Source organism: Bradyrhizobium sp. YCK136, assembly GCF_044570075.1.
In the GTDB taxonomy this organism is placed as follows: Bacteria; Pseudomonadota; Alphaproteobacteria; order Rhizobiales; family Xanthobacteraceae; genus Bradyrhizobium; species Bradyrhizobium diazoefficiens.
In genome coordinates this window covers 7,725,474-7,750,221 of sequence record NZ_CP172424.1, presented here as the reverse complement: position 1 = coordinate 7,750,221, position 24,748 = coordinate 7,725,474, and the positions used below count along the sequence as shown (strand labels likewise).

At 63.0% G+C, this 24,748-nt stretch carries 25 protein-coding genes and 2 pseudogenes; 4 read left to right on the top strand and 23 right to left on the bottom strand.

The window, feature by feature from the left end; genetic code table 11:
* Positions 1-141 precede the first annotated feature (141 nt).
* The 13 genes and pseudogenes from ACFLEY_RS37370 to ACFLEY_RS37310 form a co-directional block, all read right to left on the bottom strand.
* Positions 142-561: a CBS domain-containing protein gene (locus tag ACFLEY_RS37370; RefSeq protein WP_028172874.1), complete on the bottom strand. Its 420-nt coding sequence runs from the start codon at positions 559-561 to the stop codon at positions 142-144.
* Between the two features lie 199 nt (positions 562-760).
* The gene (locus ACFLEY_RS37365) at positions 761-1,231 is read right to left on the bottom strand and encodes an aminoacyl-tRNA deacylase (protein WP_028172875.1); all 471 of its coding nucleotides are present in this window, start codon (positions 1,229-1,231) and stop codon (positions 761-763) included.
* Between the two features lie 335 nt (positions 1,232-1,566).
* Entirely contained in the window at positions 1,567-4,689 is a 3,123-nt protein-coding gene (locus tag ACFLEY_RS37360; RefSeq protein ID WP_396604363.1) for an efflux RND transporter permease subunit, read from the bottom strand.
* Positions 4,686-5,926 (bottom strand): annotated as a pseudogene (locus ACFLEY_RS37355) (efflux RND transporter periplasmic adaptor subunit). The gene ACFLEY_RS37360 and the pseudogene ACFLEY_RS37355 overlap by 4 nt, the downstream one beginning before the upstream one ends.
* Before the next feature lie 60 nt (positions 5,927-5,986).
* Positions 5,987-6,229, bottom strand: a complete 243-nt coding sequence (locus tag ACFLEY_RS37350) for a hypothetical protein (protein WP_309142112.1) — start codon at positions 6,227-6,229, stop codon at positions 5,987-5,989.
* 200 nt (positions 6,230-6,429) lie between these two features.
* Entirely contained in the window at positions 6,430-6,606 is a 177-nt protein-coding gene (locus ACFLEY_RS37345) for a twin-arginine translocation signal domain-containing protein (RefSeq protein WP_129557520.1), read from the bottom strand.
* Positions 6,607-6,608: 2 nt separating this feature from the next.
* Positions 6,609-7,166, bottom strand: a complete 558-nt coding sequence (locus ACFLEY_RS37340) for an HdeD family acid-resistance protein (protein ID WP_060912923.1) — start codon at positions 7,164-7,166, stop codon at positions 6,609-6,611.
* Positions 7,167-7,321: 155 nt separating this feature from the next.
* Positions 7,322-7,807, bottom strand: a complete 486-nt coding sequence (locus ACFLEY_RS37335) for a DUF992 domain-containing protein (RefSeq protein ID WP_060910604.1) — start codon at positions 7,805-7,807, stop codon at positions 7,322-7,324.
* The gene (locus ACFLEY_RS37330; protein ID WP_060910605.1) at positions 7,808-8,356 is read right to left on the bottom strand and encodes a hypothetical protein; all 549 of its coding nucleotides are present in this window, start codon (positions 8,354-8,356) and stop codon (positions 7,808-7,810) included.
* Positions 8,357-8,367: 11 nt separating this feature from the next.
* Positions 8,368-9,486, bottom strand: a complete 1,119-nt coding sequence (locus ACFLEY_RS37325) for an AI-2E family transporter (RefSeq protein ID WP_028172881.1) — start codon at positions 9,484-9,486, stop codon at positions 8,368-8,370.
* A gap of 40 nt (positions 9,487-9,526) precedes the next feature.
* Positions 9,527-9,766 carry a hypothetical protein gene (locus ACFLEY_RS37320; RefSeq protein ID WP_038965452.1) on the bottom strand — a complete coding sequence of 80 codons (240 nt, stop codon included), beginning with the start codon at positions 9,764-9,766 and terminating at the stop codon, positions 9,527-9,529.
* A 30-nt stretch (positions 9,767-9,796) separates the two neighbouring features.
* Positions 9,797-11,236, bottom strand: a complete 1,440-nt coding sequence (locus ACFLEY_RS37315) for a basic amino acid/polyamine antiporter (protein ID WP_060910606.1) — start codon at positions 11,234-11,236, stop codon at positions 9,797-9,799.
* A gap of 186 nt (positions 11,237-11,422) precedes the next feature.
* Positions 11,423-11,620: a DUF6894 family protein gene (locus tag ACFLEY_RS37310; protein ID WP_038965439.1), complete on the bottom strand. Its 198-nt coding sequence runs from the start codon at positions 11,618-11,620 to the stop codon at positions 11,423-11,425.
* A 260-nt stretch (positions 11,621-11,880) separates the two neighbouring features.
* Between ACFLEY_RS37310 and ACFLEY_RS37305 the strand changes: the two are divergent.
* A pseudogene (locus tag ACFLEY_RS37305) lies at positions 11,881-12,580 on the top strand (Bax inhibitor-1/YccA family protein).
* A 15-nt stretch (positions 12,581-12,595) separates the two neighbouring features.
* On the opposite strand, the gene ACFLEY_RS37300 reads toward ACFLEY_RS37305, so the two are convergent.
* From ACFLEY_RS37300 to ACFLEY_RS37260, 9 genes are all read right to left on the bottom strand, one after another.
* Positions 12,596-13,099, bottom strand: coding sequence for a DUF1269 domain-containing protein (locus ACFLEY_RS37300; protein WP_011090056.1), 504 nt, complete (start codon positions 13,097-13,099; stop codon positions 12,596-12,598).
* A gap of 218 nt (positions 13,100-13,317) precedes the next feature.
* Entirely contained in the window at positions 13,318-15,096 is a 1,779-nt protein-coding gene (locus ACFLEY_RS37295) for a complex I subunit 5 family protein (protein WP_060910607.1), read from the bottom strand.
* Positions 15,096-15,494, bottom strand: coding sequence for an NADH-quinone oxidoreductase subunit K (locus ACFLEY_RS37290; RefSeq protein ID WP_249163211.1), 399 nt, complete (start codon positions 15,492-15,494; stop codon positions 15,096-15,098). Before ACFLEY_RS37290 ends, ACFLEY_RS37295 begins: the two co-directional genes overlap by 1 nt.
* The gene (locus tag ACFLEY_RS37285) at positions 15,391-16,455 is read right to left on the bottom strand and encodes an IS630-like element ISRj1 family transposase (protein WP_026192128.1); all 1,065 of its coding nucleotides are present in this window, start codon (positions 16,453-16,455) and stop codon (positions 15,391-15,393) included. Before ACFLEY_RS37285 ends, ACFLEY_RS37290 begins: the two co-directional genes overlap by 104 nt.
* A gap of 98 nt (positions 16,456-16,553) precedes the next feature.
* Entirely contained in the window at positions 16,554-17,498 is a 945-nt protein-coding gene (locus ACFLEY_RS37280) for an MnhB domain-containing protein (RefSeq protein ID WP_060910609.1), read from the bottom strand.
* Positions 17,495-17,788, bottom strand: a complete 294-nt coding sequence (locus ACFLEY_RS37275) for a monovalent cation/H(+) antiporter subunit G (RefSeq protein ID WP_011090052.1) — start codon at positions 17,786-17,788, stop codon at positions 17,495-17,497. Before ACFLEY_RS37275 ends, ACFLEY_RS37280 begins: the two co-directional genes overlap by 4 nt.
* Positions 17,785-18,075: a monovalent cation/H+ antiporter complex subunit F gene (locus ACFLEY_RS37270; RefSeq protein WP_060910610.1), complete on the bottom strand. Its 291-nt coding sequence runs from the start codon at positions 18,073-18,075 to the stop codon at positions 17,785-17,787. The genes ACFLEY_RS37275 and ACFLEY_RS37270 overlap by 4 nt, the downstream gene beginning before the upstream one ends.
* Positions 18,068-18,484 (bottom strand): Na+/H+ antiporter subunit E, encoded by a 417-nt coding sequence (locus ACFLEY_RS37265; RefSeq protein ID WP_039187035.1) that lies wholly within the window; start codon positions 18,482-18,484, stop codon positions 18,068-18,070. Before ACFLEY_RS37265 ends, ACFLEY_RS37270 begins: the two co-directional genes overlap by 8 nt.
* 124 nt (positions 18,485-18,608) lie before the next feature.
* Positions 18,609-18,797: a hypothetical protein gene (locus ACFLEY_RS37260; protein ID WP_131234198.1), complete on the bottom strand. Its 189-nt coding sequence runs from the start codon at positions 18,795-18,797 to the stop codon at positions 18,609-18,611.
* Between the two features lie 81 nt (positions 18,798-18,878).
* Between ACFLEY_RS37260 and ACFLEY_RS37255 the strand changes: the two genes are divergently transcribed.
* Complete coding sequence (locus ACFLEY_RS37255; RefSeq protein ID WP_026192128.1) at positions 18,879-19,943, top strand: IS630-like element ISRj1 family transposase; 1,065 nt, start codon at positions 18,879-18,881, stop codon at positions 19,941-19,943.
* A 9-nt stretch (positions 19,944-19,952) separates the two neighbouring features.
* Here ACFLEY_RS37255 and ACFLEY_RS37250 read toward each other — a convergent pair whose 3' ends face one another.
* Positions 19,953-20,117, bottom strand: a complete 165-nt coding sequence (locus ACFLEY_RS37250) for a DUF3551 domain-containing protein (RefSeq protein ID WP_231166709.1) — start codon at positions 20,115-20,117, stop codon at positions 19,953-19,955.
* Between the two features lie 415 nt (positions 20,118-20,532).
* Here ACFLEY_RS37250 and ACFLEY_RS37245 point away from each other — a divergent pair, with 415 nt between their 5' ends.
* Together ACFLEY_RS37245 and ACFLEY_RS37240 are read left to right on the top strand one after the other, a co-directional pair.
* Positions 20,533-21,588: an efflux RND transporter periplasmic adaptor subunit gene (locus ACFLEY_RS37245; RefSeq protein ID WP_161537149.1), complete on the top strand. Its 1,056-nt coding sequence runs from the start codon at positions 20,533-20,535 to the stop codon at positions 21,586-21,588.
* Positions 21,585-24,647, top strand: a complete 3,063-nt coding sequence (locus ACFLEY_RS37240; RefSeq protein WP_396604362.1) for an efflux RND transporter permease subunit — start codon at positions 21,585-21,587, stop codon at positions 24,645-24,647. The genes ACFLEY_RS37245 and ACFLEY_RS37240 overlap by 4 nt, the downstream gene beginning before the upstream one ends.
* The last annotated feature ends 101 nt before the right edge of the window (positions 24,648-24,748 follow it).

Genomic DNA, 24,748 nt, shown 5'->3' with positions numbered 1-24,748 from the left:
TTTCAGTTTAGCCCGTTCACGCCGACGCAAAGTCAAGCGCTTCGGGCCGCAGCTCTCGCGCCGCGCGATGGTTGCATGACAAACGCCTGACTCCGGCCCAGCTCGACGTCTGGCGATCGCGAGAGCAACTCGGGCCTCAATTCAATGATGCGCCGAAACACTCCTGACGGTCTCGGTCAGCAGATCATTTGAGGCGGAGCGGCTGAGATCGCCCAGGCTGATGATGCCGACCATCCGCTTGCTCTTGTTGATCACGGGCAGCCTGCGGACCTGCAGTTTCTCCATATGATGCATCGCCTTTGCGAGGTCGTCGTCCTCCCGGCAGCAATGAATACCCTCAGTCATCACATCGCGGGCCGTTGCGCGGCGAGCATCAAAGGTGTGGCTCGCGAGCCCTTTGCAGACGATATCGCGGTCGGTCACCATCCCGACCAGCTTGTCGTCCTCGCCAATCGGAATGCAGCCGATGTCATGCGCCCGCATCAATTTGGCAATCTCGGCGATGGGGGTGTCGGGGCTGACCCAGTCGACACCCTTGTGCATCACGTCTTTGACTTTCATGGCGAGCCTCCGTTGTTGCAGCAGCGCCCCCATTCGTTTGAACTGTACAACCGATCGGGTGCGAGGTCACAGGAGAAAGCATCATTACTTCGCGATCTGACCAGACAAGCGCCGACGCTGTCGCCGTCGCTTTCCTGAACAGTTTGACGGCGACGTCGCGGCCGAGGTTCCCGCCCAAGATTGGGCAGTGCGCAAATCCTCAGTCGTGCGCGCTGAAGCGCCCGTGCAGTGCGTTGGCCGTCAGGCGTGCAAACTGCGCGTGACCCATATGAAGCAGCGTCTCGTGGTCGCCGGCTTCCATATAGATGTCGGGCTGCGCCTCGATGCTGTCGTCGACGATAGTATCCAGCCCGTAGCACTTGCCGACGGCGGGAACTGCACCGTGCGCACAATCGCGGAACAGCTCACCGATCTCGGTTTCTTGTGCCATGTGGACATTTCCGCCGAGTATCGTCTTCAGTTCCGACGGGCGGAGGTGATGCGATGCGGGCAAGATGGCCAGCATATATTCGCCGTCGCGCCGCAGCACGACGCCTTTGGCGAGGCGATCGCCCGGGATATGGCATGCCTCGGCCGTGCGAGTGGACGTCATGCTGAGTTCGTGCGGGACCACTTCGTATTGGATGTTCTCAGCGGCGAGGTACTTCTGGAGTGTGGGAGCAATGGCCATGATGTGACCTCCGGCGCAAAATGCACGCCATCCACCGTGAGGTCTCTCCCCTGCAGACTCTCGCCGTACGATGGGCGGCTGCTTGGTTGGAGACTCAACATAGGCCTTCAATCCGCAAGCTGCAATTCGTTGTCGTTGACCAATCTGACGCACGGTCGGCAGTCGGAAGCGCGCGCGTTGCGCTTGTTTTCCCGAACGGGCTCGGGATCACATGAGGCAAGACCGTATAAATTACATAGCAATTTCAATTATATGAGAGTTCGCGGGTTTGTTCGCTCGACAACTGATTGATCGCGCAGGCATCGGCCGAGTTTGCGCACCTTGCGCCAGTCAACTCAGTTGCCGGACTTTGGCGCGGCCTTCATCCGCTCCCGCAGACGCTGGAACGTCACGTAGAGCGTCGGGACGAGAAAGATGCCGATTGAGCTTGCCGCGAGCATGCCCGCAAATACGGCTATCCCGACCGCCCTGCGGCTGAGCTCCGCAGCGCCGGTTGCAATCCCGAGCGGCAGGAGGCCAAGGATGAAGGCGACCGAAGTCATCATGACCGCGCGAAAGCGCATATGCGCGCCCTGGATCGCGGCGTCGTTGAGCGCCACGCCCGCTTCGCGTTGCTCCTTGGCAAATTCGACGATCAGAATGCCGTTCTTGGCGGCGAGCGCGATCAGGACCACGAGCCCGATCTGGCCGTAGAGGTCGAGATTGAGGCGGGCGAGCTTGATGCCGACATAGGACACGAGCACGCCGACGACGACCGATAGCAGCACCGGGATCGGGATCACCGTGCTCTCATAGAGCGCCACCAGGAACAGGTAGGCGAACAGCACCGCAAGCATGAGCACGATGCCGGTCTGGCCAGCGGCCTGCTGCTCCTGATAGGCGGTGCCGGTCCACGCGAAACTGTAGCCCGCAGGCAGCACGGTGTTGGAGATTTCTGCCATTGCGACCATCGCGGTTCCTGAGGAGACGCCCGGCGCCGGGCTGCCGTTCACCGTCACCGAGCGATAATTGTTGTAGCGGGTGATGACCTGAGGCCCGGTCACGATCCTGATCCCGGCGAGCGACCTGATCGGCACCATCTGGCCGGCGCCGTTGCGCAGATAGATCCGCCAGATGTCCGAAATATCGGCGCGATCGAACGCTTCGCCCTGAACGTTGACCTGCCAGGTGCGGCCGAACAGGTTGAAGTTGTTGACATAGATGCCGCCGAGCGTCGCCTGCAAGGCCGTGAAGATGTCGCTGACCGTCACGCCGAGCGCCTGCGCCTTGCGGCGGTCGATGTCGAGATGGATGGATGGATTGGTCGCAGTGAAGGTCGAAAAGACACGCGCAAGCCGTGGATCGGCATTGGCTGCACCGATCAGCGCCCCGGTGACGCTGGAGATCGCGGCCGGAGTCTGTCCTTCCAGCGCCTGAAGCTGGTATTCGAACCCGCCTCCGGTGGAGAGCCCAATGATCGGCGGCAGATTGAACGGCAACACGTTGGCCTGTCGAATCTGTGCGCCGGCTGCGAAGGTTTGCCGGATCAGCGCCTGCGCGGAATCGGCTGCCGCCTTGCGATCGGAAAACGGCTTCAGCCGCGTGACCACCAATGCGCTGTTCGGTTCGGACGCGCCGTCGAGCAGGGAAAAGCCCACGATGGCAAGGACGTGATCGACGGCGGGGATCTGCTTCAGGAGATCCTCGATCTGTTGGGTGACTTCGCTGGTTCGCGCCACCGATGCGCCGTCTGGCAGTTGCACCGAGGTGAAGAAGGCGCCCTGGTCTTCCTCGGGGAGGAAACCTGTTGGCGTGATCAGCGACATGCCGAAGATGCCGGCGGCAACGACGGCGACGAACGGCAGTGAGAGACCCGCCACGCGCACCAGGCGGCGGACGCCGCCGCTGTAGCGGTCGCGCAGCCAGTCGATGAAGCCGAGGACGCGCCCCATGATGCCGCGCCTGGGTCCGGTGTGGCGCAGGAACAGCGCGCACAAGGCGGGCGACAGCGTCAGCGCATTCAACGCCGAGATCATCATCGCGGCGCTGATCGTCACCGCAAACTGGCGAAACAGCGTTCCGGAAATGCCGGGAATGAATGCGATCGGTACGAAGACCGAGAGCAGCACCAGGGTGATCGCGATGATCGGCGCGGTGATCTGGGTCATGGCCTTCTTGCTGGCCTCGGCGGGGGAAAGGCCCGGCTCCTCCTCCATCACCCGCTCGACGTTCTCGACGACGACGATGGCGTCGTCCACCACGATGCCGATGGCGAGCACCATGGCCAGCAGGGATACCGTGTTGGCCGAATAGCCCAGCACCAGCAGGACGGCGAACGTGCCGACCAGGCTCACCGGAACGGCAACGGCCGGGATCACCGTGGCCCGCAGATTGCCGAGGAAGAGGTACACCACGATCACGACCAGGACGAAGGCCTCGCCCAGCGTCCGCAAGACCTCCGTGATCGTGTCGCGCACGAAGCTCGTGGAATCGTATTGCACGAGATAGCTCAGGCCGGTGGGAAAACGCAGCGACAGCCGCTGCATCGTCGCCGCCACGGCCTGTGCGGTGCTCATCGCATTGGCACCCGGCGCCAGATAGATCGCGACCGGCACGGCCGCGCGGCCGTCGATCCGCGCTTCGCTGTCGAGATTTTGCGCGCCCATCTCGACACGGGCAACGTCCTTCACGAGCAGCGACGAGCCGTCCGGGTTGGCGCGCAGCACGATATTGGCGAATTGGTCGACGGTGGCGAGCCTGCCCAGGGTCTGCACATTGAACTGGAGCTGCTGGTCGTCGCTGATCGGACGTGCACCGATGCGCCCCACAGGCGCCTGGACGCTTTGCGTGCGGATCGCGGCAATGACGTCCGAAGGCGTGAGATCGAGGCTGGTGAGTCGCTGCGTATCGAACCAGATCCGCATCGAGTAGTTCATCTTGGCGAACAGGTTCGCCTGGCCGACGCCGGGCGTGCTGGCGATCGCATCGAGCACGTTGATGATCGCGTAATTGGTAATGAACAGCGGATCCTGCTGGCCATTGGCGCTGTAGAGCACGAGGAATTGCAGGATCGACGAGGACCGCTTGTGCACCGTTACCCCCTGCTGCTGCACTTCGGTCGGTAGTTGCGACAGTGCGCTCTGCACGCGGTTGTTGACGTTGACGGTATTGATGTCGGGGTTGGTGCCGAGCGCGAACGAGACCGTCAGTGTGTAGCTGCCGTCATTGGCGCTGGTCGATTTCATGTAGAGCGCGCGGTCGACGCCGATTATTTGCGCCTCCAGGGGTTGGGCGACGCTGCTCTCGACCACCTCGGCGGATGCGCCCGGGAAGGTGCCGGAGACCGTGACCTGCGGCGGCACGATGTCCGGAAATTGCGCCACCGGAATCTGCATCAACGCCAGCGCGCCGGCGATGGTGATGATGAAGGCGATCACCATCGAAAGCCGCGGGCGATCGATGAAAACGGCGGATATCATGGTTTGCGGTCCAGCGGGCGGGTGCTGCCGGAGGCGCCGTGATTTGCGGAGCCGGGGCGTCCGCGGCGGGCTTCATGCTCGACAGGATCAGCGGCCTTGCCGGTCCCGGCGAAACGATCTGGCCGGGACGAACTCGCTGCAAGCCTTCCGCGATGACCTTGTCGCCGGCCGCAAGTCCGGCGATCACGGCGGCGATGGTCGTAGTCGATTGTCCGAGCTGGATGCGGCGCTGCTCGGCCTTGTTGTCGGCGCCGACAGCCAGCACATAGTCGCCCTGCTGATCGGAGAGCACGGCGGAGCGCGGGATTGCCAGCACCTCGACCGGCTGGACGCCCTCCAGCACGACGGTGAAGAACTCGCCGTCAGTCAGCTCGTGAACGGTGACGCCAGCCGCCGAAGAAGCCCGCAGGATTGGATTGCCGATCTCCCCGCGTACGATGATGGTATCGGTGCTCTGGGCGATGGTGTTGTCGACGAAATTCAGCTTGCCGGAGTGGCCGTACATGCGGCCATCGGGCAGTCGCAGCCTGATCACCACCGCGTCCAGGCCGCCTTGTGGTCCGTATCGTTCCCGCAGCTCGAGCCCCTGGCGGAGTGGCACCGGGAAGGTGACATACATCGGGTCCTGGCTGACGATGGTGGTCAGCACGCCCGAGCTCGGACCGACGACGTTGCCTTCGGTCACCGCCGTGCGTCCGATCTTGCCGGCAATCGGCGCGTTGATCTTCGTGTAACCGAGATTGATCTGGGAGGCTTGGACCTGGGCTTGCGCGGCCTGCACCTGGGCTTCGAGGCTCAGCTGGTTGGCGATCGCTGCGTCGTAGATGGACTGTTGCCCGGCGGGACCTCCGAGCAGGGTCCGCGCGCGTTCGGTCGTCAATTTGGCGTTTTCGAGCGTTGCCTGGAGCTGCGCGACCTGCGCCTGTTTCGATGCAAGATCCGCTTCGAAGGGACCACGCTCGAGCCGGTAGAGCTCGTCGCCTTCCTTGATCTCGGCGCCCTCGTCGAACAGGCGCTTGTCCAGAAATGCCGTCACGCGCGCGACGACGCTGACCCGATTGATCGCCTCGATCCGTCCAAGAAATTCGCTGGTCTCGGTGATCGGCCGCCTGGTCGCTTCCACGACGCCGACCGCAGGGGCTCCGGCCGCGGCGGGTTGTGTCCGGGCGGTCCCACCGGCGATGATCGTCAGGAGAGTTGCCGCCAGCAGCCTGATCGAGACGCCAGCAAGGTTCATTGTCCGCTCCTTGCTCCAGACCTAAGAGCCGGGCCGGGTCGGTGCTTCACCAGCGCCTCGTTACTTCCGCCGTATCCGATCGCTGCGCGTGGGCTCGTCATAACCCTTGCGACGGCTATAGAACATCAGCGCGATCAGGCCGCAGCCGAACACCAGCATCAGGACGACGGCCCCTCCGAGGATGATGTTGCGGTAGAGCGGCATCGATGGAGTTGCCTGCCATACCGACACGCAGAAGGCGGCTGCCACCACGAGAAGAGCTATCAGAGCGGCCCACAGGAGCCATTGATTCACGTGGCGCACGATCGCCTCCATCGCCTTCGTGGCAAATCTGCTCCCGGCGGATTGCGCAAGTTAAGAGGGCGGTCCTAGCGCCACCGCCATCCGCAACGACGACGGCCGCGATGCCACCAGCAAACCCATCGGCGCCGGCGCGGCGGTGGGCGGCCCCAGCCCGGACCAGGTCCCCAACCGGGACCGGCTGGGGGTCCCCACCACTGAGCTTACGTCAGGAGGTCCGACGGCTCGCTGGCCTGGCCAAGATCGTGGGCAATCGGCATCGCTTCCGCAGTCTCAATCAGACGAACTCCGACAGCGCCGATCGCCGCGGCAGCAACGGCATTCTGAGCAAAGCCAAGGAAAGCTCGACGGGTGGGAGCGTCCATCATCATCTTCTCCATCGTTACGCAGTTCGCCGCACGGACTGAAACGCATAAAGCAGCCACGCCAGGCCGTGCGAGATCAGGTCGACGCCAAGCAGGAATCCGAGGGCCCAGACGCTGATGGTCGGAAAGCCGAACAGGATCAGCACGCCCGCGAGCAGTCCGAAGATGCCGGAGATCAGCATCATCCATCCGTTCTGTCGCCAATGGGCGAAGCTCAGCACGCATCGAATGACGCCCGAGGCGAGCAGCACCGCGCCGAGGAAATAGGTGAGGATCAGGGCACCGGAAGCCGGCTGGGTGAGCAGCACAAGCCCGAAGGCGAGATAGAGAGCGCCGAGAAGGATCTGCCACAGGAAGCCACCCCATCCCTTGGTCCAGAAGGCATGCATGATCTCGAATGCGCCGGCCGCGATAGCCGTCAGCCCGATCAGCTTGACGCTGATGATCGTCGCGAAAACCACGTCGCTGAGAGCCGCGATGCCGGCGGCGATCATCACGATGCCAAGGAGAGCGCAGACCCACAGCGGAGGCGAGCCCAGAACCCCGATGTCCGACCGGCTGTCATAGACTGTCATGCCATCCTCCTGATCCGTGCGATGATCGGCACGCTTGGGATGGTAGCTTCGAGCCCGCGCCGTCGACATCCGACGAAACCCTGAGCGACGGGGTGGGAATGTTCTCGTGAGCCCAACCGGAATCCGGCGATCGCGCGCGGGATCGCGGTTGCGAGCTAGCGGCTGCCGCGCGGACCCAGCGTCAGATTGGTGACGCCGGCCGCGAGATTGATCCCGATCGATCGCTCGATCGACAGCGGCTGCAACATCACGCTCCTGCGCGAGCCGCCGATCAGGACGTTGGCGCCGAGACCGGGGCCGAATGCCAAGCTGCCGCTCGCGCCGACATAGTTGCCGCGCAGGGTGGCGGAGCCGATCCGCGAGTTCTTGGCGAGCACGGCCCAAGACAGGGAGCCTGCACTGGTCACGCCGAGATCAAGGCCAACGCGCCGGATCCGTCCCTCATAGATGAACTGCCTCGGCGGGTTTCTCGCAAAGAATGTGCAGCGCAGTGACTGCGCCGATCCGAGCACAAGCCCGACGCGCGGGTTGCTCAAGCAGAGGAGCCGGCCGACCCTGAACGTTTCGGCGCGCGCGGGCAGGTTGGCGATGCATAGCAGCGCGGATGTGGCGAAGACTGCAACAGGCCGTGTCTTTCGCATTCAAGCCTCCACTTGGCTGTTGGTGTCGGAGGGCGCAATCCTCGGTCGGCTGTCCTGGCGGAGCCAGAAGGTGATGCCGAGGCCGATCAGCAGCACTGCGCCCAGCAGGAAGAAGAAGACGGACTGCTTCAGCCATGAGATCGCTAGGCTGACGCCGGCAAGGAACGTGCCGAGTGCGAGCAACGTTAGCAGGACGAGGCCGGTTGCCGGTGTCGGAAGCAACTGCTGGACGCCCGAGACCAGTATGATGTTCATCGTGACCAGGACGGCAATCCAATGCAGCGCCTGGGTCCAAATCAATCGGAGCTGGGCCTCTTTGCCCTGAGCCTCCGGCCATTTGGTAACGACGCAGACGACGCAGATGGCAAGCGCCAGGAATTCCCAGTAGCCGACGAGAGGCTGGTGGGAGACGTTGGTATAGGCGACGCCCGCGATAGCGAGCACCCGCGCCACGACATAAGGAAGCTGCTGCCACAGGAAATGAGCCATTCCGGGACGAGGCGAGGGAGGCTCCGTACCCACGTTCCGTTGTACATCGATCTTGCTCATGGGCTATCCAGTCACGATCTGCCGTCGTTGAATGTCTGCTTGAGGTTGTCGCCAAGGTAGTCCTCGACGTAGAATCGGATGATTGCGACACGGCCGATCGCGACCAGTGGCATGGCCAGCGCAATGCCCAGGACGCCGAACAGCGCGCCCAGAATGACGATGGCGACCAGCGTCCAGGCAGGCGGGATCTCGACCGCCTGACGCTGGATCAGCGGGCCGATCACATAGCCTTCGACTGACTGGATGATCGTGTAGATCAGGACGGCCCAGATCAGCAGCGAACTGCCGAGCGGCATTGCGACGAGCGCGATCGGAATTGCGGCCACGATGGGTCCTAGATAGGGAATGAAATTCGACAGGCCCGCCTGCAATCCGAGCACGAAAGGACCGGGCAGCCCGATGAGGTAGAGTGCGATCCAGACCCACAGCGTCATCAGGATGATGCGGATGAGCTGTCCGACCAGCCACAGCCGCATGACGGTGCCTATCTCGTCCATGACGGCTCTTGTCCGCGCGCGATAGGACTGCTTCACCAGCATGACCAGGCTTTCGCGATGGCTGTTCGGATCGAAGGCAAAGAGGATCCCGAGGAACAGGATCACCAGCGCGCCGGTCAGAAGAGTTGAGGCTCCGCCGAGCAGAAATTGTGCATGGCTGAGAAAGCGGCCCTGATCCGAGAACAGCCATTGTGCAAAGTCGCGGCCCCATTCCGGGCCGAGGAGGTCAACGCCATATGACAGGAGATGCTCCTGCAGGACGTCGATCTGGCTGTCCATGACCTTCAGCAGGAGGCGCGTCTGCTCCGGCAGCTTGCCCGCACCCCAGACCATTCCAAACCCCGACAGAGCGGAGAACAGCAACAGGACCAGCGTCAGGCGCCAGGCGCGATTGAGCGGAAGGACCGGCGCCAGAGCCCTTGCGCACGCGTCCAGAAATGCGGCGAACAACACGCCTGCGAAGATGAGCAGGAGACTGGACACCGTCTGCCACGCCAGAAACAGGAAGACGCATGCGGCGAGCAGGGTCAGCCCGGTCGCGAGAATGCTGCGTCGCGCGTCCGGCAGATCGGCGGACGTGTCGCGCAGAACGACCTCGTGGAGCTTCTCCGGTCCTGTCCTGGACTCGCTCATGGATCGGTCCAATCGCTGGAGTGGGCTATCGTCTTTGCGCCTAGGTCCGGACGCGCCGGCTGCCATAGTGCGGATGCTTTCCGCCGCGATGACGCCAGTAACGGTGCTTCGTCGGGTTCGTATTGGTGTTGGGCGCCGCGTTCTTCGGTGCCGGCGCGCCGGCATCTTTTTGGGCAGACACGCCGGTCTCGGTCGACTGGGCCAGCGACAGGGTTGGATATGCGGAGACCGCCACCAATCCGCCGAGGATCAAGGCGCTACAGATGGCCCGGGTGCTCATATCCGCCTCCATGTAACCAGGGACAAGGACTCAAATCGAGATGGCTCCGATGGCCAGCGCGTAGACGCCGGCGCATGCGGCGATCGTGATCGCTGCAAAAAGGATGATTTCGAACGGCCGGAAGATCGCTTCCTTGCGCTCGCGTTTTGCGAGAAGGAACAGCAACGTGCCGGGCGCATAGAGGATCGACGACAGCAGGAGAAACTTGGGCCCGCCTGCGTAGATCATGCCGGCCGCGTAAACTGTCGCGATGGCCGAGCGGATCCAGTCGACAATCCGGGCGTGCTCGCCGGCGTGATAGGCCTCGCTGGTCCAGGCGAGCTTCAGGCCGTACGCCGCAACAAAGAAATATGGGATCAGCGTCATCGCGCTCGTCATCTTCAAGGCAAGCGTGAATGCGTATTCCGCAAACCAGGTGACGAGCAGAAAAATCTGGATGACGCAGTTGGTGAGCCAGAGCGCGCCGGCAGGGACCTTGTACACGTTCACCGTGGCGAGAAAGGAGGGCATGGTGCGGTGGATCGCGGCGGAATGCAGGATCTCGGCCGCCAACAGCGACCAGGACAAATAGTTGCCGAGGACCGAGATCAGGAGTGCCACGCTGATGAACACACTGCCCCAGCGGCCGACGACCGCCTCCATCACGCCGGCCATGGATGGTGTCGGGAGATCCGCCAGCTCCGCTCGTGGCAGCACGCCGTACGACAGGAGCGTCACGAGGACGAGGAGGCACAGAACCGTCAGAAAGCCGGCAAGGGTTGCGAATCCGACATCGGTGCGGCTCCGGGCGTAACGGGAGTAGACACTCGCGCCTTCAATTCCGACGAACACGAACACCGTCAGCAGCATCGTGCCGCGAACCTGCGCGACCACCTTCGATACGGCCGGCTGCTCCGTGCCCCAGAAATTAATGGAGAAGAGCGTGCCGTCGAAGGCGATGACGGCGACGACGATGAACAATAGTATCGGGATGATTTTAGCGTAGGTCGCGATCGTGTTGAGCGCGGCCGCCCCCGTGATGCCGCGCAGCAGCAGAATGTGCACGCCCCAGAGCAGGACGGACGCAGAAGCGATCGCCACTGGCGTCGTGCCGTCGCCGAAGACCGGGAAAAACTGTCCGAGCGTCGCCTTGATCAGGACGAGGCAGGCGACGTCGGCAAGGCAGCAACCGATCCAGTATCCGACGGCCGAAGCAAAGCCGATATAGTCGCCAAATCCGGCCCTGGCATAGGCGTAGATGCCGGCATCGAGGTCCGGCTTGCGCTGTGACAAGGTCTGAAACACGAAGGCGAGCATCAGCATGCCTGTGCCCGCGATGACCCAGGCGATCATCGCTCCGAGCGCGCCCGTGGTCCGCCCGAACGCTGCAGGCAATGCAAAGATACCGGAACCGACCATCGACCCGATCACGAGCGCGATGAGCGCATTCCGGGAGAGCCTTTGATCGGCCTGGCTCGATGGAGGCGCCATGGTGCAAGCTGGCCTTCCAATCGGAGATCGGGCAGGCGCGACAAACCTTTGCGACGGTGGAGCGCCGGCCACCCCTTGGCGAAGACCTTAGGAGCAGCCCTTCTGCTCGAACATCCGTGATTCTATGTAGAGAGCAGTGGCAGGAAACCAGTAGGCCGGACCTGGTCCGGCCAGCCTCGTCTTTCCTCAGTCGCGACCGGACGAAAGTCCGGGAGCAGTATCGGCCACAAACACGAAGCTCGACCGGACGAATTCCCCGGCCTTGGCCAGCTCTTCTGCAATGCGACGGGCATGCAGCATCGCCGCGTGCTGGTCAACGTGCTCGCATCCGCTCTCGTCCGGCGAGAGGCCGTATTTGTCGACGATGTGAAAGAAGTACCGCATGTCGGCCGATTAGGCCGGAAAGCGTGCCGCTTCCAGTGACAAATGCGTAAGGGGCGTGCTCGGAAAGACGAACGCAAGCGGCAGCACCATCTTACGGTTCCGTAAGGCGGAAATCGCCACAACTGAAGGGCCGGCGTGCCGCATTTGCAGGCCGAGTAGGGTGATCGTGCCCCCGGGATATCAGGTGATTGTCCGATATCCCGTGCGAGGGCAGAGGAATAGGGTCGCTGCCTCCCAACGGCTCCGCGAGGAGGCAAGCGATGTCAAACTACGATCAGAACCTGGCGACCTCTGACGCAATCGCGGTGGACGCTGGATTGCGCGGTTACATGCTGCGCATCTACAACTACATGGCCGCCGGCGTCGGCCTGACCGCCGTTGTGGCATGGCTGACCTATCAGCTCACCGGTCCCGCATTGCTGCAGAGTCCGTTAATGTGGGTCTTCATACTGGCGCCGCTCGCGCTGGTCTTTTTCATCAGCGCGCGCATCAAATACGCTGTCGGCGGCGACGGCGCGGCTTCTGTTCTTCATCTATGCCGCGCTGGTCGGGGTCTCGCTCTCGATACTGCTGCATATCTACACCAGCGCCTCGATCACGCGCGTGTTTTTCATCGCGGCCGCGATGTTCGGAGCGCTCAGCGTATTCGGCTACACCACAAGGCGTGACCTGTCCGGTCTCGGCACTTTCCTGTTCATGGGCCTGATCGGGGTCATCATTGCCAGCCTGGTGAACCTCTTCCTGCAATCAAGCGGGCTCGACTGGTTGATCTCGGTCGTGGGTGTCGGCGTCTTTGCGGGGCTCACGGCCTACGACACCCAGCGGATCAAGGCGATGTACGACAGCGGGGACGATGAAACGTCGGCTGGCCGCAAGTCGGTGATTTCAGCGCTGTCGCTCTATCTCAACTTCATCAACCTGTTCATGATGCTGCTGCGTCTGGCCGGCAGCCGGCGCTGAGCGGCCAAAGGGCTGTCAGGCCGCCGGTCGCTCCGCGGCGCTTGCTAGCGCGTCGCGCAGGGCCTGTTCCCTGGTATCATCCAAAGACGTCTTCAGCACGGTCCCTCCGGCGTCCTTGATCTCCTTCAGTACCTTGTCGGCGGTCATACTCTTGATCAGGACGAACAGGGCGGCGTTGCCGGTGTGGAGCGACGCTGACAATTCCTTCATGAAGGAGTCGTCGATGCCGAAATCGGATAACGCGCCGCCGAGCGCGCCGGAGGCCGCGCCGACGGCGACACCGAGGATCGGATTGAGGAAAATCATGCCAATCAGAAGCCCCCAGAAACCACCGGTTACCGCTCCCATCGACGTCGTGTTGACGAGTTGATTGAGCTTGATGCCCCCGGAATCGGTCTTCACGGCGATCACGGCATCGCTGATCGTGATCAGATATTCCTTCTGCAGGTTGAGCAGCCGTTGACGAACTTCCTCAGCCTTCGCTTCGGATGGATATACGATCGCCACTAAATCGGACATGAAGACCTCCTGCTGGATCGCAACTCCCGGCCAAGCCTGGTACGCCAGCGCCGCTGGCGGGATGCGTTGTCAGAGATTAGCCGTCGGTTCACCGGCGCGGGATCGGAGAAAACCCTGAGGCGTCGGGATGAATGTTCCTGATCATGGCGATGGGGAACACTTGGGCCTGACCTGTTCTTGGGCCTCACCTGTTCCCGGCCGATGCATGAGCCGGCGCCTCACGCGGCCACAAGCATCAACACGCCGAACAGCAGGGCCAGCATGAGAAGGCAGATGCTTGCCGCCGGCCACTCGCACAGGACACCGTTGCCCCTTTCAACATAGCCACCGAACGCGCAGCAGCCGCGTCGGAATGAATCGAACACGCCGATGGCGAGCCTCCAACGCACCGAAGACGCAAGCGGGTGCGGCCAGGGGCGGAGCAGGATTGCCAGCACGACGCCTCCCAGGAGAGGCAAGAGGAATTTGGAGAGAGTTTCGAGATCTAAGAGACCTGACGGCGAGATGCGCTGGACAGGCAGAAACGGTTCCCAGGGCACGAGGCCAAGCAATAACGAGCAGAGCGCCAGCACGAGCACCGCCACGTCCGGAAGGCGCGGTGCCGGGTCGGTCAATACAACAGACTTGTCCGGAGGGGCCAGCGCATGAGCCAGAACCAGCACGACATAGGAGGCAGTGAACGCCCCGCTTGCCTGGAGCACGACCGCCCACCACCATTGCTCCCTCTCGGTCGCGGCCTGAAGCAACAGGTCTTTCGCCAGGGACGCGCCACTCGGCTGCACGCCCATCAGCGCGATGCCGGCGATGGCAAACGCCAGGACGCTCAAGGGCAGGACGCGCGCGATACCGCCGAGCCCCGCGATGCGATCGTGGCCCAGCCCGGCGTAGATCGATCCGGCGGCCATGAACATCGCCGCCTTTGCGGTGGCGTGAGAGGCAGCCTGCAGCAGGCCGCCCGCCAGGGCCTCGCCACTCTCCAGATGACCCGAGGCATTGAACGCGAGCGGAAACATCAGGAAGAGATACCCGATCTGGGCCAGCGTCGAATACGCGATCAGGAGCTTCAGTCGCTCCTGGCGCAAGGCGAGGACGCTTCCGAGCACGATTGCCGCAGCTCCCAGCGCGGCGAGCAGTTGTGCGGCGGCGAAACCAGGCAGCCCGGGCATCACCTGGAACCAGAGCCGCACGATGATGAAGAAAGATCCCTTCACGACGAGGCCAGACAGGATCGCACTAGCGGCAGCCGGCGCGCCTGCGTGGGCAGGCGGCAGCCAGAGATGCAACGGAAAGAGTGCGGTCTTGGCCAGAAGACCTGATGTCATCAATGCCGCCGCGACGAGCGAGGCAGGCTGTGCTCCAATCCGGTGCGACAACAGCACGATATCCAGGGTGGCATGAAGACCATAGAGGAGCGCCGTGCCCAGCAAATAGAGCACGGAGCCGAGCAATGCGAAGAGCAGATAGCGTATCGCCGCGCGCAGGGTCCCCGGACGGCCATCCAGCGAGACCAGCGGCACCGCGGCGAATGTCAGCAATTCCAGGGCAACATAAAGCGTGAAGAGGTCTCCACCGACAAAGATTGAGTTCAGCGCGGCCCAGACCGCCAGCAGCAGGATCCAGAACACGAATGGCGCGCGCGCCTCCGTCGTTGTCACGGAGAATTCAGTACCGGCATAGACGGCGACTGCGGAGATCACGACTGCGGTCGCCGCAAGCATCACGGCCGACAATCCGTCCGCGCGCAGCGCCACCCCCAGCGGCGGCGGCCAGGCGCCGAGCAGGTAAACGAGAGGGCCCATGCGCTGCGCAACTGCTGCCAGAATCGCTACGACGATCACCAGCCCCAGCGGGATCGTCGCGAATGCGACCAGCCTGATGTGTCGCTCGCCCAGAACGAAGGCTAGCAGAACACCCGCGATGGGTATGGCAATCGACAGCACCAGCAGGAAGCCGCTTGGGGTTGTTGTCGCGTCCAGCGCTGGGGCAGGGGGCAGCATCAGCCACCGGCCTGATCTGGGTCATCGCGCGGCGAGGCGCGACTGCGCGGCGCCATGGAGGCACTCGTCTGGAACAGCCGCAGCAGCAGTGCAATCGCCAAAGCCGTTGCGGAAAACGCGACGACGATGCCGGTGATCACCAGGGCTTGCGGCACCGGATCATTGCCGATCCCCGCCGCCGCACCGCGCCGTCCAACGACGCCGAACAGGAGGAATACGCCGCTGCCGAGCAGATTGAAGGCGATGATCTTGCGGAGGGGCTGGGGCTTCGTGATCAGGCCGTAGTACCCGGAATCAGAGCTGAGTGATACGGCGGCCTTTGAAACGGCGTTGACGGACCTTTTTCTTGGTCCAGACGAAGGGCTCGGCTCTGTCGTTGTATGCGTTGACGTAGGCATCGATGTGTTCCTGAAGCTGCTTGAGGCTCGTGAAGGAGGTGCCGCTGAGCGACTGCCCCTGCAAGATGGAAAACCATACTTCGACCTGATTGAGCCATGACGCACTTGTCGGCGTGAAATGAAATTGCACGTTGGGGTGGGCCTTGAGCCAGTCCTCGTTCTTTTTATGGGTGTTGAGGTTGTCGAGGATGACGTGAAGCTTGCGGTTCGGAAAAGCCGCGGTGACGCTGTTCATGAAATCGAGAAACTCGACGCGGCGCCGGCGTTTTGAATGGGTCGCGATGATCTTTCCGGTGGCGACTTCGAGCGCCGCAAACAATGTTGTGGTGCCATGCCGCTTGTAATCGTGGCTTTGGCCGGTCAAGGCGCGGCCATTGGGCAACTTCAGATAACCCTGCGCTCGCTCCAAAGCCTGGATCGAGGGCTTCTCGTCCACGCACAGCACAATGGCCTTCGCCGGCGGCGCGACATAGAGGCCGACAACATCGGCGGCTTTGGCCGTAAAGTTCGGGTCGTTGCTCTCGCACCAGGACTTGCGAGCCACCAGGTCAATCTTGTGGCTGCGCAGGAACCGCCAGACATATTGGACATCGACATCGCCCAGCGCCTCGGCCAGCAGGGGGCCGGTCCAGCGCGCAAACCCTTGCGGTGGCGGCTTATCCAGCAGCTTCAGAATCCGCTTGTCGGTCGTCTTCGTATAGATCGGCTGCTTGCCAGGCCGCGGCTTGTCTTGCAGCCCTTCAAGGCCATGGTCGGCATAGCGATGCCGCCAAAGGCTGACAATCCGCGGCTGGACCCCAACTTCCTTGGCGATCGACCGGGTGCTGCGCCCATCCGCCGCCAACAGAACTATCCGCGCCCGCTTCAAATCGCGCTGCAACGTCACCGGTGAGCGACAGCACGCCTCAAGCACCTTGCGATCTTTCCTCGAAAGGTGGACTTCTCTTGCTTCGGGTATCATCCCGACCTTGAATCACGACTCACGTTCCAAGAAAAATGGGTAGTAGAGCCCAAGTCCGACCGTGGCAGCAGCGCACAATCCGAACACCGTCACGCCGCTCACGGCTCCATGCCCCGTTCCGGTACGCCGGCGAGCAGCAGTCCGAGCGTCGCTGCGATCGTCAGGGTCATTGCGACCTCGATGCCAAGTATCAGCGGCTTGGCCAGCGCTGGCGGATAGGACAGGAACGCGGCGCCAAACAGAAGGCAGGCAAGGCCGACGAGCAGGAACAGGCCGGGCCCGGCAACGAGGATGAACCGTACCGATCGATCGCTCACGAGCGGTGTGTCCGCCAATCCGGCCATGACGGCCAGCAGCCACATCGACGCGAGAATCGCGCCGCCCTGAAAAGCTCCGCCGGGATGGTCGGAACCGGTCCAGAGGATATAGATCCCGATGACGATGCCAACCGGCGGCAGCAGCCGCGCAAGAAAGGCGAGAACGCCACGTGGATCGGCTTGGTGGCGCGGCCCGGGACGGCCGCCCCACGCACTGTCAGGCGCAAGCGACCAAACGCCGACGATGGCCAGCAACAGCACGATCTTCTCGAGCATCGTATCCATGGCGCGGAACGCCATGAGCACGTTGGTGACGGGGTTGGACAGACCCGTTGCCCAGGCATTTGCAACAGCAGCCGGAGCAAGCGTCGGAGCGGAATCGGGCAGCCACAGGACCGCGCCGGCCAGCGCCGCAGCCGTCAGCACGGACAGCGCTGCGGCGCCCGCTCGCAGCAGTTTGCCTGGCGCTTCGTCCGCCATCATGTCGGCATCCCGCAATCGCGCCGCCGCGCTCAGCAGCAAGACGCCACCGAGGCCGCCGCCGATTGCGGCCTCGGTCAGAGCAACGTCGGCAGCGTCGAGGCGTACCCAGATCAGTGCCACCAGCAGTCCATAGGCAACGAACCCGACCGTGGCCGAAAACGTCTCGGGCACGACGATCGTCCAGACGCCGAGGGTCAGCACGACCGCGGCAAGGACAATTTCAAAGACCGTCGCAATGCTCATCGGTTCAACTGGCCTTGGCGCGCCGCGCGCGCAATCAGTTGCGAGACGGTGGCGCCCGCGAGCAGGCCGAGCAGCCAGATACCAACCAGCTTCGACCCGTCGCGAAGACCCGCTGCTTGCGGGAGCAGTCCGAGCACGACCAGGCCGAGGCCGAGGTTGTCCGCCTTGGTGAGCGCGTGCAGACGCGTCAGGGTATCGGGAAAGCGAAGCAGGCCGACCGTGCCCGCCAGAAAGAAGAACGCGCCGGCCGACACCGCTGCAATCGTCATCATGTCGCGTGCGAGGCTCATTCGTCCTCCGTTGATGCGGTCCCATCGGCCTCGAAGCGGGAAAGCCCCTTCTTGACGAACGCGATGGAGGCGAAGGTGGCGAGCAGCGCCATGGTCAAAGCCACGTCGATCGCTGCGGGTATGCTCGCTACGGTGCCGAGCAGCAGCAGCGTCGCAATGCCTCCGGTCCCGATCAGTTGCGTCGCCATGACCCGGTCAGCGTCGCCGGGGCCACGCAGGATCGACAACAGTCCAAGCGCCAGCATTGCCAGAATGAAACCGACCACGACCGTCAGGAACTCAGTCATTGTAAAGCGCTCGAACCAAGGCCGCCTCCTCCTGATCAAGTTCGGCGATCACGGGCTGATCGACGTCGAGGCAGTGATAGAGGAGTTGCGCCTCCTCCTCTCCGGCCGGCACGGTGCCTGGCAACAGGCTGGTGAGCGTTGCGAACACGTTGCGACGCAGGCCACGCGGAAGACGGGTTGGATACGCGACAAATCCCGGGCGCAGCGGCAGGCCGGGATCGAGTGCGCGCCTTGCGACGTCCACTCCGGCCACAATGGACTGGTACAGGAACAGAAGCGCCAGTCGGAGGATGGCGCGAGGTGAGCGCCGCGACGTGCCAGGCTCCAGCAAACGCAAGCTCGTCCAGGTTGCCGTCGCGACGGCGATTGTTGCGGCAGGAATGTCATCGACAGAGGTGCCGGCAAGCACGAGCCAAAGGCAGAGGAACCATGCCGCTCGGGACGCCGCGCTTCGCCAGGACGCCCCGACGCCCGTACGCGCGTCTCGTTTTCCTGAGGGTCCGCTCACGTCGGAGTCCTCGGCTGGCGGCGGGTCAGCTCGCGCCGTTCTGCGATGTTTCGAAAACCAGGCCTTGTGCATTGAAGGACGGGATTCCGGCGGCGGCGCTGTCGGCGGCCGCAGCCGAGAACCCGTCGATGTGTCGAAACGGGGGTTGGCGTAGCGATACAACAGCATCCACACCGGTTCGAATGGCGTCCACGAGCGGATCGTTCGACGCCATCGCCCTGGATGGGCTCTCGCTGCCCTGCCACGCAACTAGTACCCATTTTTCTTGGAACGTGAGTCGTGATTCAAGGTCGGGATGATACCCGAAGCAAGAGAAGTCCACCTTTCGAGGAAAGATCGCAAGGTGCTTGAGGCGTGCTGTCGCTCACCGGTGACGTTGCAGCGCGATTTGAAGCGGGCGCGGATAGTTCTGTTGGCGGCGGATGGGCGCAGCACCCGGTCGATCGCCAAGGAAGTTGGGGTCCAGCCGCGGATTGTCAGCCTTTGGCGGCATCGCTATGCCGACCATGGCCTTGAAGGGCTGCAAGACAAGCCGCGGCCTGGCAAGCAGCCGATCTATACGAAGACGACCGACAAGCGGATTCTGAAGCTGCTGGATAAGCCGCCACCGCAAGGGTTTGCGCGCTGGACCGGCCCCCTGCTGGCCGAGGCGCTGGGCGATGTCGATGTCCAATATGTCTGGCGGTTCCTGCGCAGCCACAAGATTGACCTGGTGGCTCGCAAGTCCTGGTGCGAGAGCAACGACCCGAACTTTACGGCCAAAGCCGCCGATGTTGTCGGCCTCTATGTCGCGCCGCCGGCGAAGGCCATTGTGCTGTGCGTGGACGAGAAGCCCTCGATCCAGGCTTTGGAGCGAGCGCAGGGTTATCTGAAGTTGCCCAATGGCCGCGCCTTGACCGGCCAAAGCCACGATTACAAGCGGCATGGCACCACAACATTGTTTGCGGCGCTCGAAGTCGCCACCGGAAAGATCATCGCGACCCATTCAAAACGCCGGCGCCGCGTCGAGTTTCTCGATTTCATGAACAGCGTCACCGCGGCTTTTCCGAACCGCAAGCTTCACGTCATCCTCGACAACCTCAACACCCATAAAAAGAACGAGGACTGGCTCAAGGCCCACCCCAACGTGCAATTTCATTTCACGCCGACAAGTGCGTCATGGCTCAATCAGGTCGAAGTATGGTTTTCCATCTTGCAGGGGCAGTCGCTCAGCGGCACCTCCTTCACGAGCCTCAAGCAGCTTCAGGAACACATCGATGCCTACGTCAACGCATACAACGACAGAGCCGAGCCCTTCGTCTGGACCAAGAAAAAGGTCCGTCAACGCCGTTTCAAAGGCCGCCGTATCACTCAGCTCTGATTCCGGGTACTAGCGTGACGCCTGCCGAGGGAAGCAGGTGCCGCCTCTTCCGCTCCGGGACGCCTGGCACTGATCCTGGGTGGAGTACTTGCAGTTCACCATCCCTTTGAATTTGGAGCACCATTGGTTCTGCTGGGTCTGTGCCGATGCAGTCTGTGGCGCGATGGTCAGCATTGCCGAGATCGCCGCTGCAACTAGGATCAACTTTCGCATCTTGAACCCTCCTGATTCATCAAGCCGACGCGCTCGATCGCTTCATCTGGGTGTGCAACCGTGCGCTCTTGATGAGACCGGCGATATTGGGTGATTGCCTGATCAGGCGTCAGGAATTCCCTAGAGCGCTCTCCGACGGATTGTCACGCCTCGTCGGGTTTCTGCCTGCGTTTGCGTTGCGCCGTAACCGCGATTGCATCCGGCCGCACCGAGTAGATTTGCCGATGTGTGCGGCCGATCCCCTGGGCAAGAATACCGAGGGGCGATATCGCGAAATCGCAACCTCGGGAAAGGCGGACCTGCCCGGCAACGTTTCAGGAGCTTGGCTATGCGCGGTCGCCGAACGACATCTCGGCAAGCCATTGCATTGACGCTGATGGCGGCTGCATCCGCGTCGGTCCTGGCTGCGTGTGACCGTCAAGTGGAAACCAAGGAATCGTCTCCGCGTCCGGTCCGGACCACGACGATCGAGAAGCGTGAGAGCCTGGTGCCGCTGACCTTCACGGGGCGCATCGAGGCGGAGGACGAAGTCAGCGTCGCTTTCCGGATCTCCGGACGTCTGCTTGCGAACGACACCAGGCTCGGTGACAGGGTCGAGGCCGGGCAGTTGCTGGCCCAACTCGAGCCTCAGAACGAGCTGAGCACATTGCGACAGGCGAAGGCCGCTCTTTCCGCCGCACAGGGCCAGTTGACGCAGGCACGCAACCATTACGAACGCCAGGAGACTCTGTTGGCACAAGGGTGGACCACGCGTGCCAATTTCGAGGCGGCGACGCAAGCACGACAGACTGCCCAGTCGCAGGTCGAGGCGGCGGAGGCGCAATTGAGCTCTGCGCACGATCTCGTCAGTTTCACCGAACTGCGAGCCGACGCGCCGGGCAAGATCACCGCGACGGGGCCGTCGGCCGGCGAGGTCGTTCAGGCCGGACAAATGATCGCGCGGATCGCCAGGCAGGACGGCCGCGACGCGATCTTCGATGTTCCCGCTCAGATGGTCAGATCAGCCCCAGCCGACGTGCAGGTCACCGTCAGCCTGACGGATGATCCGAAGATTACGGCGCGAGGCCGCATTCGTCAGATCGCGGCGCAAGCCGATCCGGTCACCCGCACCTTCGAGGTCAAGGTCGGCCTGACGGATCCACCGGCGGCGATGCGGCTCGGCGCGACCGTCAATGGTCGCGTCGAAACCAGTTCCGGTCCAGTGATCGACATACCGGCAACCGCGTTGACGCGGATAAATCGACAGCCGGCGGTGTGGATTGTCGATCCGTCGACGAACCTCGTTTCGGCGCGCAATGTCGATATCCTGCGTTTCGACCAGGCACAGGTCATCGTCTCGCAGGGGTTGGACGCCGGAGAGATCATCGTCACCGCGGGCGTGCAGGCGCTTCATCCGGGCCAGAAGGTGCGGGTGCTCGGGGCAGAGCCATGACCGGGCTCAATCTCTCCGACTGGGCCCTCAGGCATCGCTCGCTTGTCGTCTATGTCATGATCGTTGCCGTGATCGCCGGGGGCCTGGCGTATTTCCGGCTTGGTCGAAACGAGGATCCCTCCTTCACCATCAAGACCATGGTCGTTCAGGCGGCCTGGCCGGGGGCAACGGCCGAAGAGACGATGAAGCAGGTGACTGAGCGGCTCGAGCGCCAATTGCAGGAGACGCCCCATCTGGACTTCCTGCGCAGCTTCACCCGGGCGGGTCTCGTCACCATTTTCGTCAACCTGGAAGGAAGTGCGAACGCGAGGCAAGTTTCCGACACCTGGTATGAGGTGAGAAAGAGCATCGGCGACATGCGGCACACCTTGCCAGCCGGAGTTGTCGGTCCGGGCTTCAATGACGACTTCGGTGACACGTTCGGCATCGTCTACGGCTTCACCAGCGACGGCTTCACGCAACGGGAGTTGCGGGATCACGTCGAGCGCATCCGTTCTCGATTGCTTCAGGTCCCGGACGTGTCAAAGATCGAACTCCTGGGTGCGCAGGACGAAGTGATCTTCGTCGAATTCTCCAAGCAGGAGCTCGCGACCTTGGGCGTCGATCGGGCGGCTCTGCTCGCTGCGCTGCAATCGCAGAATATGGTCCGCCCGGCGGGCGTGATCCAGACCGGCAAGGAAAGCATCTCCGTGCGGGTGTCGGGCGGTTTTCAGTCGGAGCAGGACATCGCCAGCGTCAATTTCGTCGCAGGAGGGCGCACGATTCGGCTGAGCGACATCGCGCAGGTGCGGCGCGGCTACGTGGATCCGCCGCAACCGATGTTCCGGGTCAACGGCCAGCCCGCAATCGGGCTTGCCATCGCAATGCGCGACGGCGGCGACATTCTTGCGCTCGGCCGAAACGTCAAGAAGGTGATGGCGGAGATCACCGCCGATCTCCCGATTGGAATCGAGCCGATCCTCGTTGCCGACCAGGCCGTCGTGGTGGGAGGCGCGATCGGCGAATTCATGACCTCGCTCCTTCAGGCTATCGCCATCATCCTGGTGGTGAGCTTCATCAGCCTCGGAATCCGTCCCGGCCTCATCATCGCGCTTGCCATTCCGTTGACGCTGGCCATCGTGTTTCCGATCATGGAGATCGCTCGCGTCGACATGCAGCGAATATCGCTGGGAGCGCTGATCATCGCGCTCGCACTGCTGGTCGACGACGCGATGACGACCACCGACGCAACGCTCAATCGGCTGGCGCAAGGCGACAGCAAGGTCGACGCTGCGACGTTTGCCTACCGCAGTCATGCCTTTGCCATGCTCGCCGGAACGCTGGTGACGATCGCGGGCTTCATCCCGGTCGGGTTTGCCGCGAGCTCGGCCGGCGAATATACGTTCTCGCTGTTTGCGGTGGTTGCGATCGCGCTCCTGGTGTCGTGGCTCGTTGCCGTGGTCTTCACGCCCTTGCTGGGTGTCGTCATTCTCGTCCCGCCGGTGCAGAAGGGGGCTGCCGAGCCTGGCGCGATGTTCCGTTTCTATCGGAATTTTCTGACGCTGGCGATGCGCGCCAAGTGGCCGACGATTGCGATCTCGCTGGCGCTCTTTGCCGCGTTCGTTCTCGCGCTTCCGTTGATCCCGCAGCAGTTCTTTCCGTCGTCCGATCGGCCCGAATTGCTTGTGGACCTCACCCTGCCGCAGAATGCATCGATCCACGCGAGCGAGACGGCAGCCAAGCGCCTGGATGCAGCATTGGCCGCCGATCCGGACGTCCGTCATTGGAGCACCAATGTGGGGCGCGGCGCGATCCGCTTCTATCTTCCACTGAGCGTGGAGCTTCCGAATGATTCCTTCACGCAGGCGGTTGTGGTGGCAAAGGACGTCGCAGCGCGCGAGCGCCTGCAGGCGAGGCTGGAGCGTCTTCTCGCGGAGCAGTTTCCGGCCGCCGTCGCGTCGGTTTCGCCTCTCGGCCTCGGCCCCCCTGTCGGATGGCCGCTGCAATATCGCGTTGGCGGACCCGATGTGGAGCAGGTACGTGAGATTGCGCTCAAGGTCGGGCAGATCGTTGCCTCCGATCCCAGGACAAAGAGCATCAACTTTGACTGGATGGAGCCGGAGCGCCAGCTGCGGATTTACGTCGATCAGGATGAAGCGCGCCGTCTCGGCCTGAGCTCGCAGGCGATATCGAGCGTATTGAACACCGTGATATCTGGCGCAGTCGTCACCCAGGTCCGCGACGACGTCTATCTGGTCAACGTGGTGGCCCGGGCTATCGACGAACAGCGCATTTCGCTGTCCAACCTGCGCACGCTCCAGGTGCCGCTGCCTGGAGGAAAGACGGTGTCGCTCAGCCAGTTTGCGACGTTCGGATATCATCAGGAGCATCCCCTGATCTGGCGGCGCGACCGTATTCCGACCCTGACGGTGCGTGCCGACATCGGCGGTGGAACGCTGCCCGATACGGTGGTGGATGCCCTATCGCCCGCGATCGAAAAGCTGAGGAAGACGCTTCCTGCATCCTACGGCGTGGCCGTCGGCGGGACCGTGGAAGAGAGCCGGAAATCGCAGGCCTCCGTGCTCGCTGTCGTGCCCATGATGCTGTTCGTCATGTTCACGGTTCTGATGGTCCAGTTGCAGAGCTTCCCGCGGCTGGTCATGGTCGTTAGCGTGGCCCCGCTCGGGATGATCGGTGTTGTGGCCGCGCTGTTGCTGTCCGGCAGGCCGATGGGCTTTGTCACCATTCTCGGCGTTCTCGCCCTGCTCGGCATGATCAGCAAGAACGCGGTGATTCTGATCAGCCAGATCGATGCGGAGCGCGCGCAGGGCAAGAGCCCATGGGACGCGGCGGTGGATGCCAGCAGCTCCCGTTTCCGTCCCATCATGCTGACGGCGGTGTCGACCGTTCTCGGCATGATCCCGATTGCTCCAACCGTATTCTGGGGCCCGATGGCCGTCGCAATCATGGGCGGCCTGCTGGTCGCGACCGTGCTGACGCTCGTCTTGCTGCCGACATTGTATGTGACCTGGTTCGGGGAGAAGGGACCAGCCATGGCCTCCGCTCCACCGTCGTCTTGAGCGGCTGTTTCCGGCGAGGGAAATCCCGACGCTCGACTAGGTAATCACCCGATATTCCAGGTGTCGCCCAAGGCGCATCGTGCGACCGCCGGCAAAGTCGC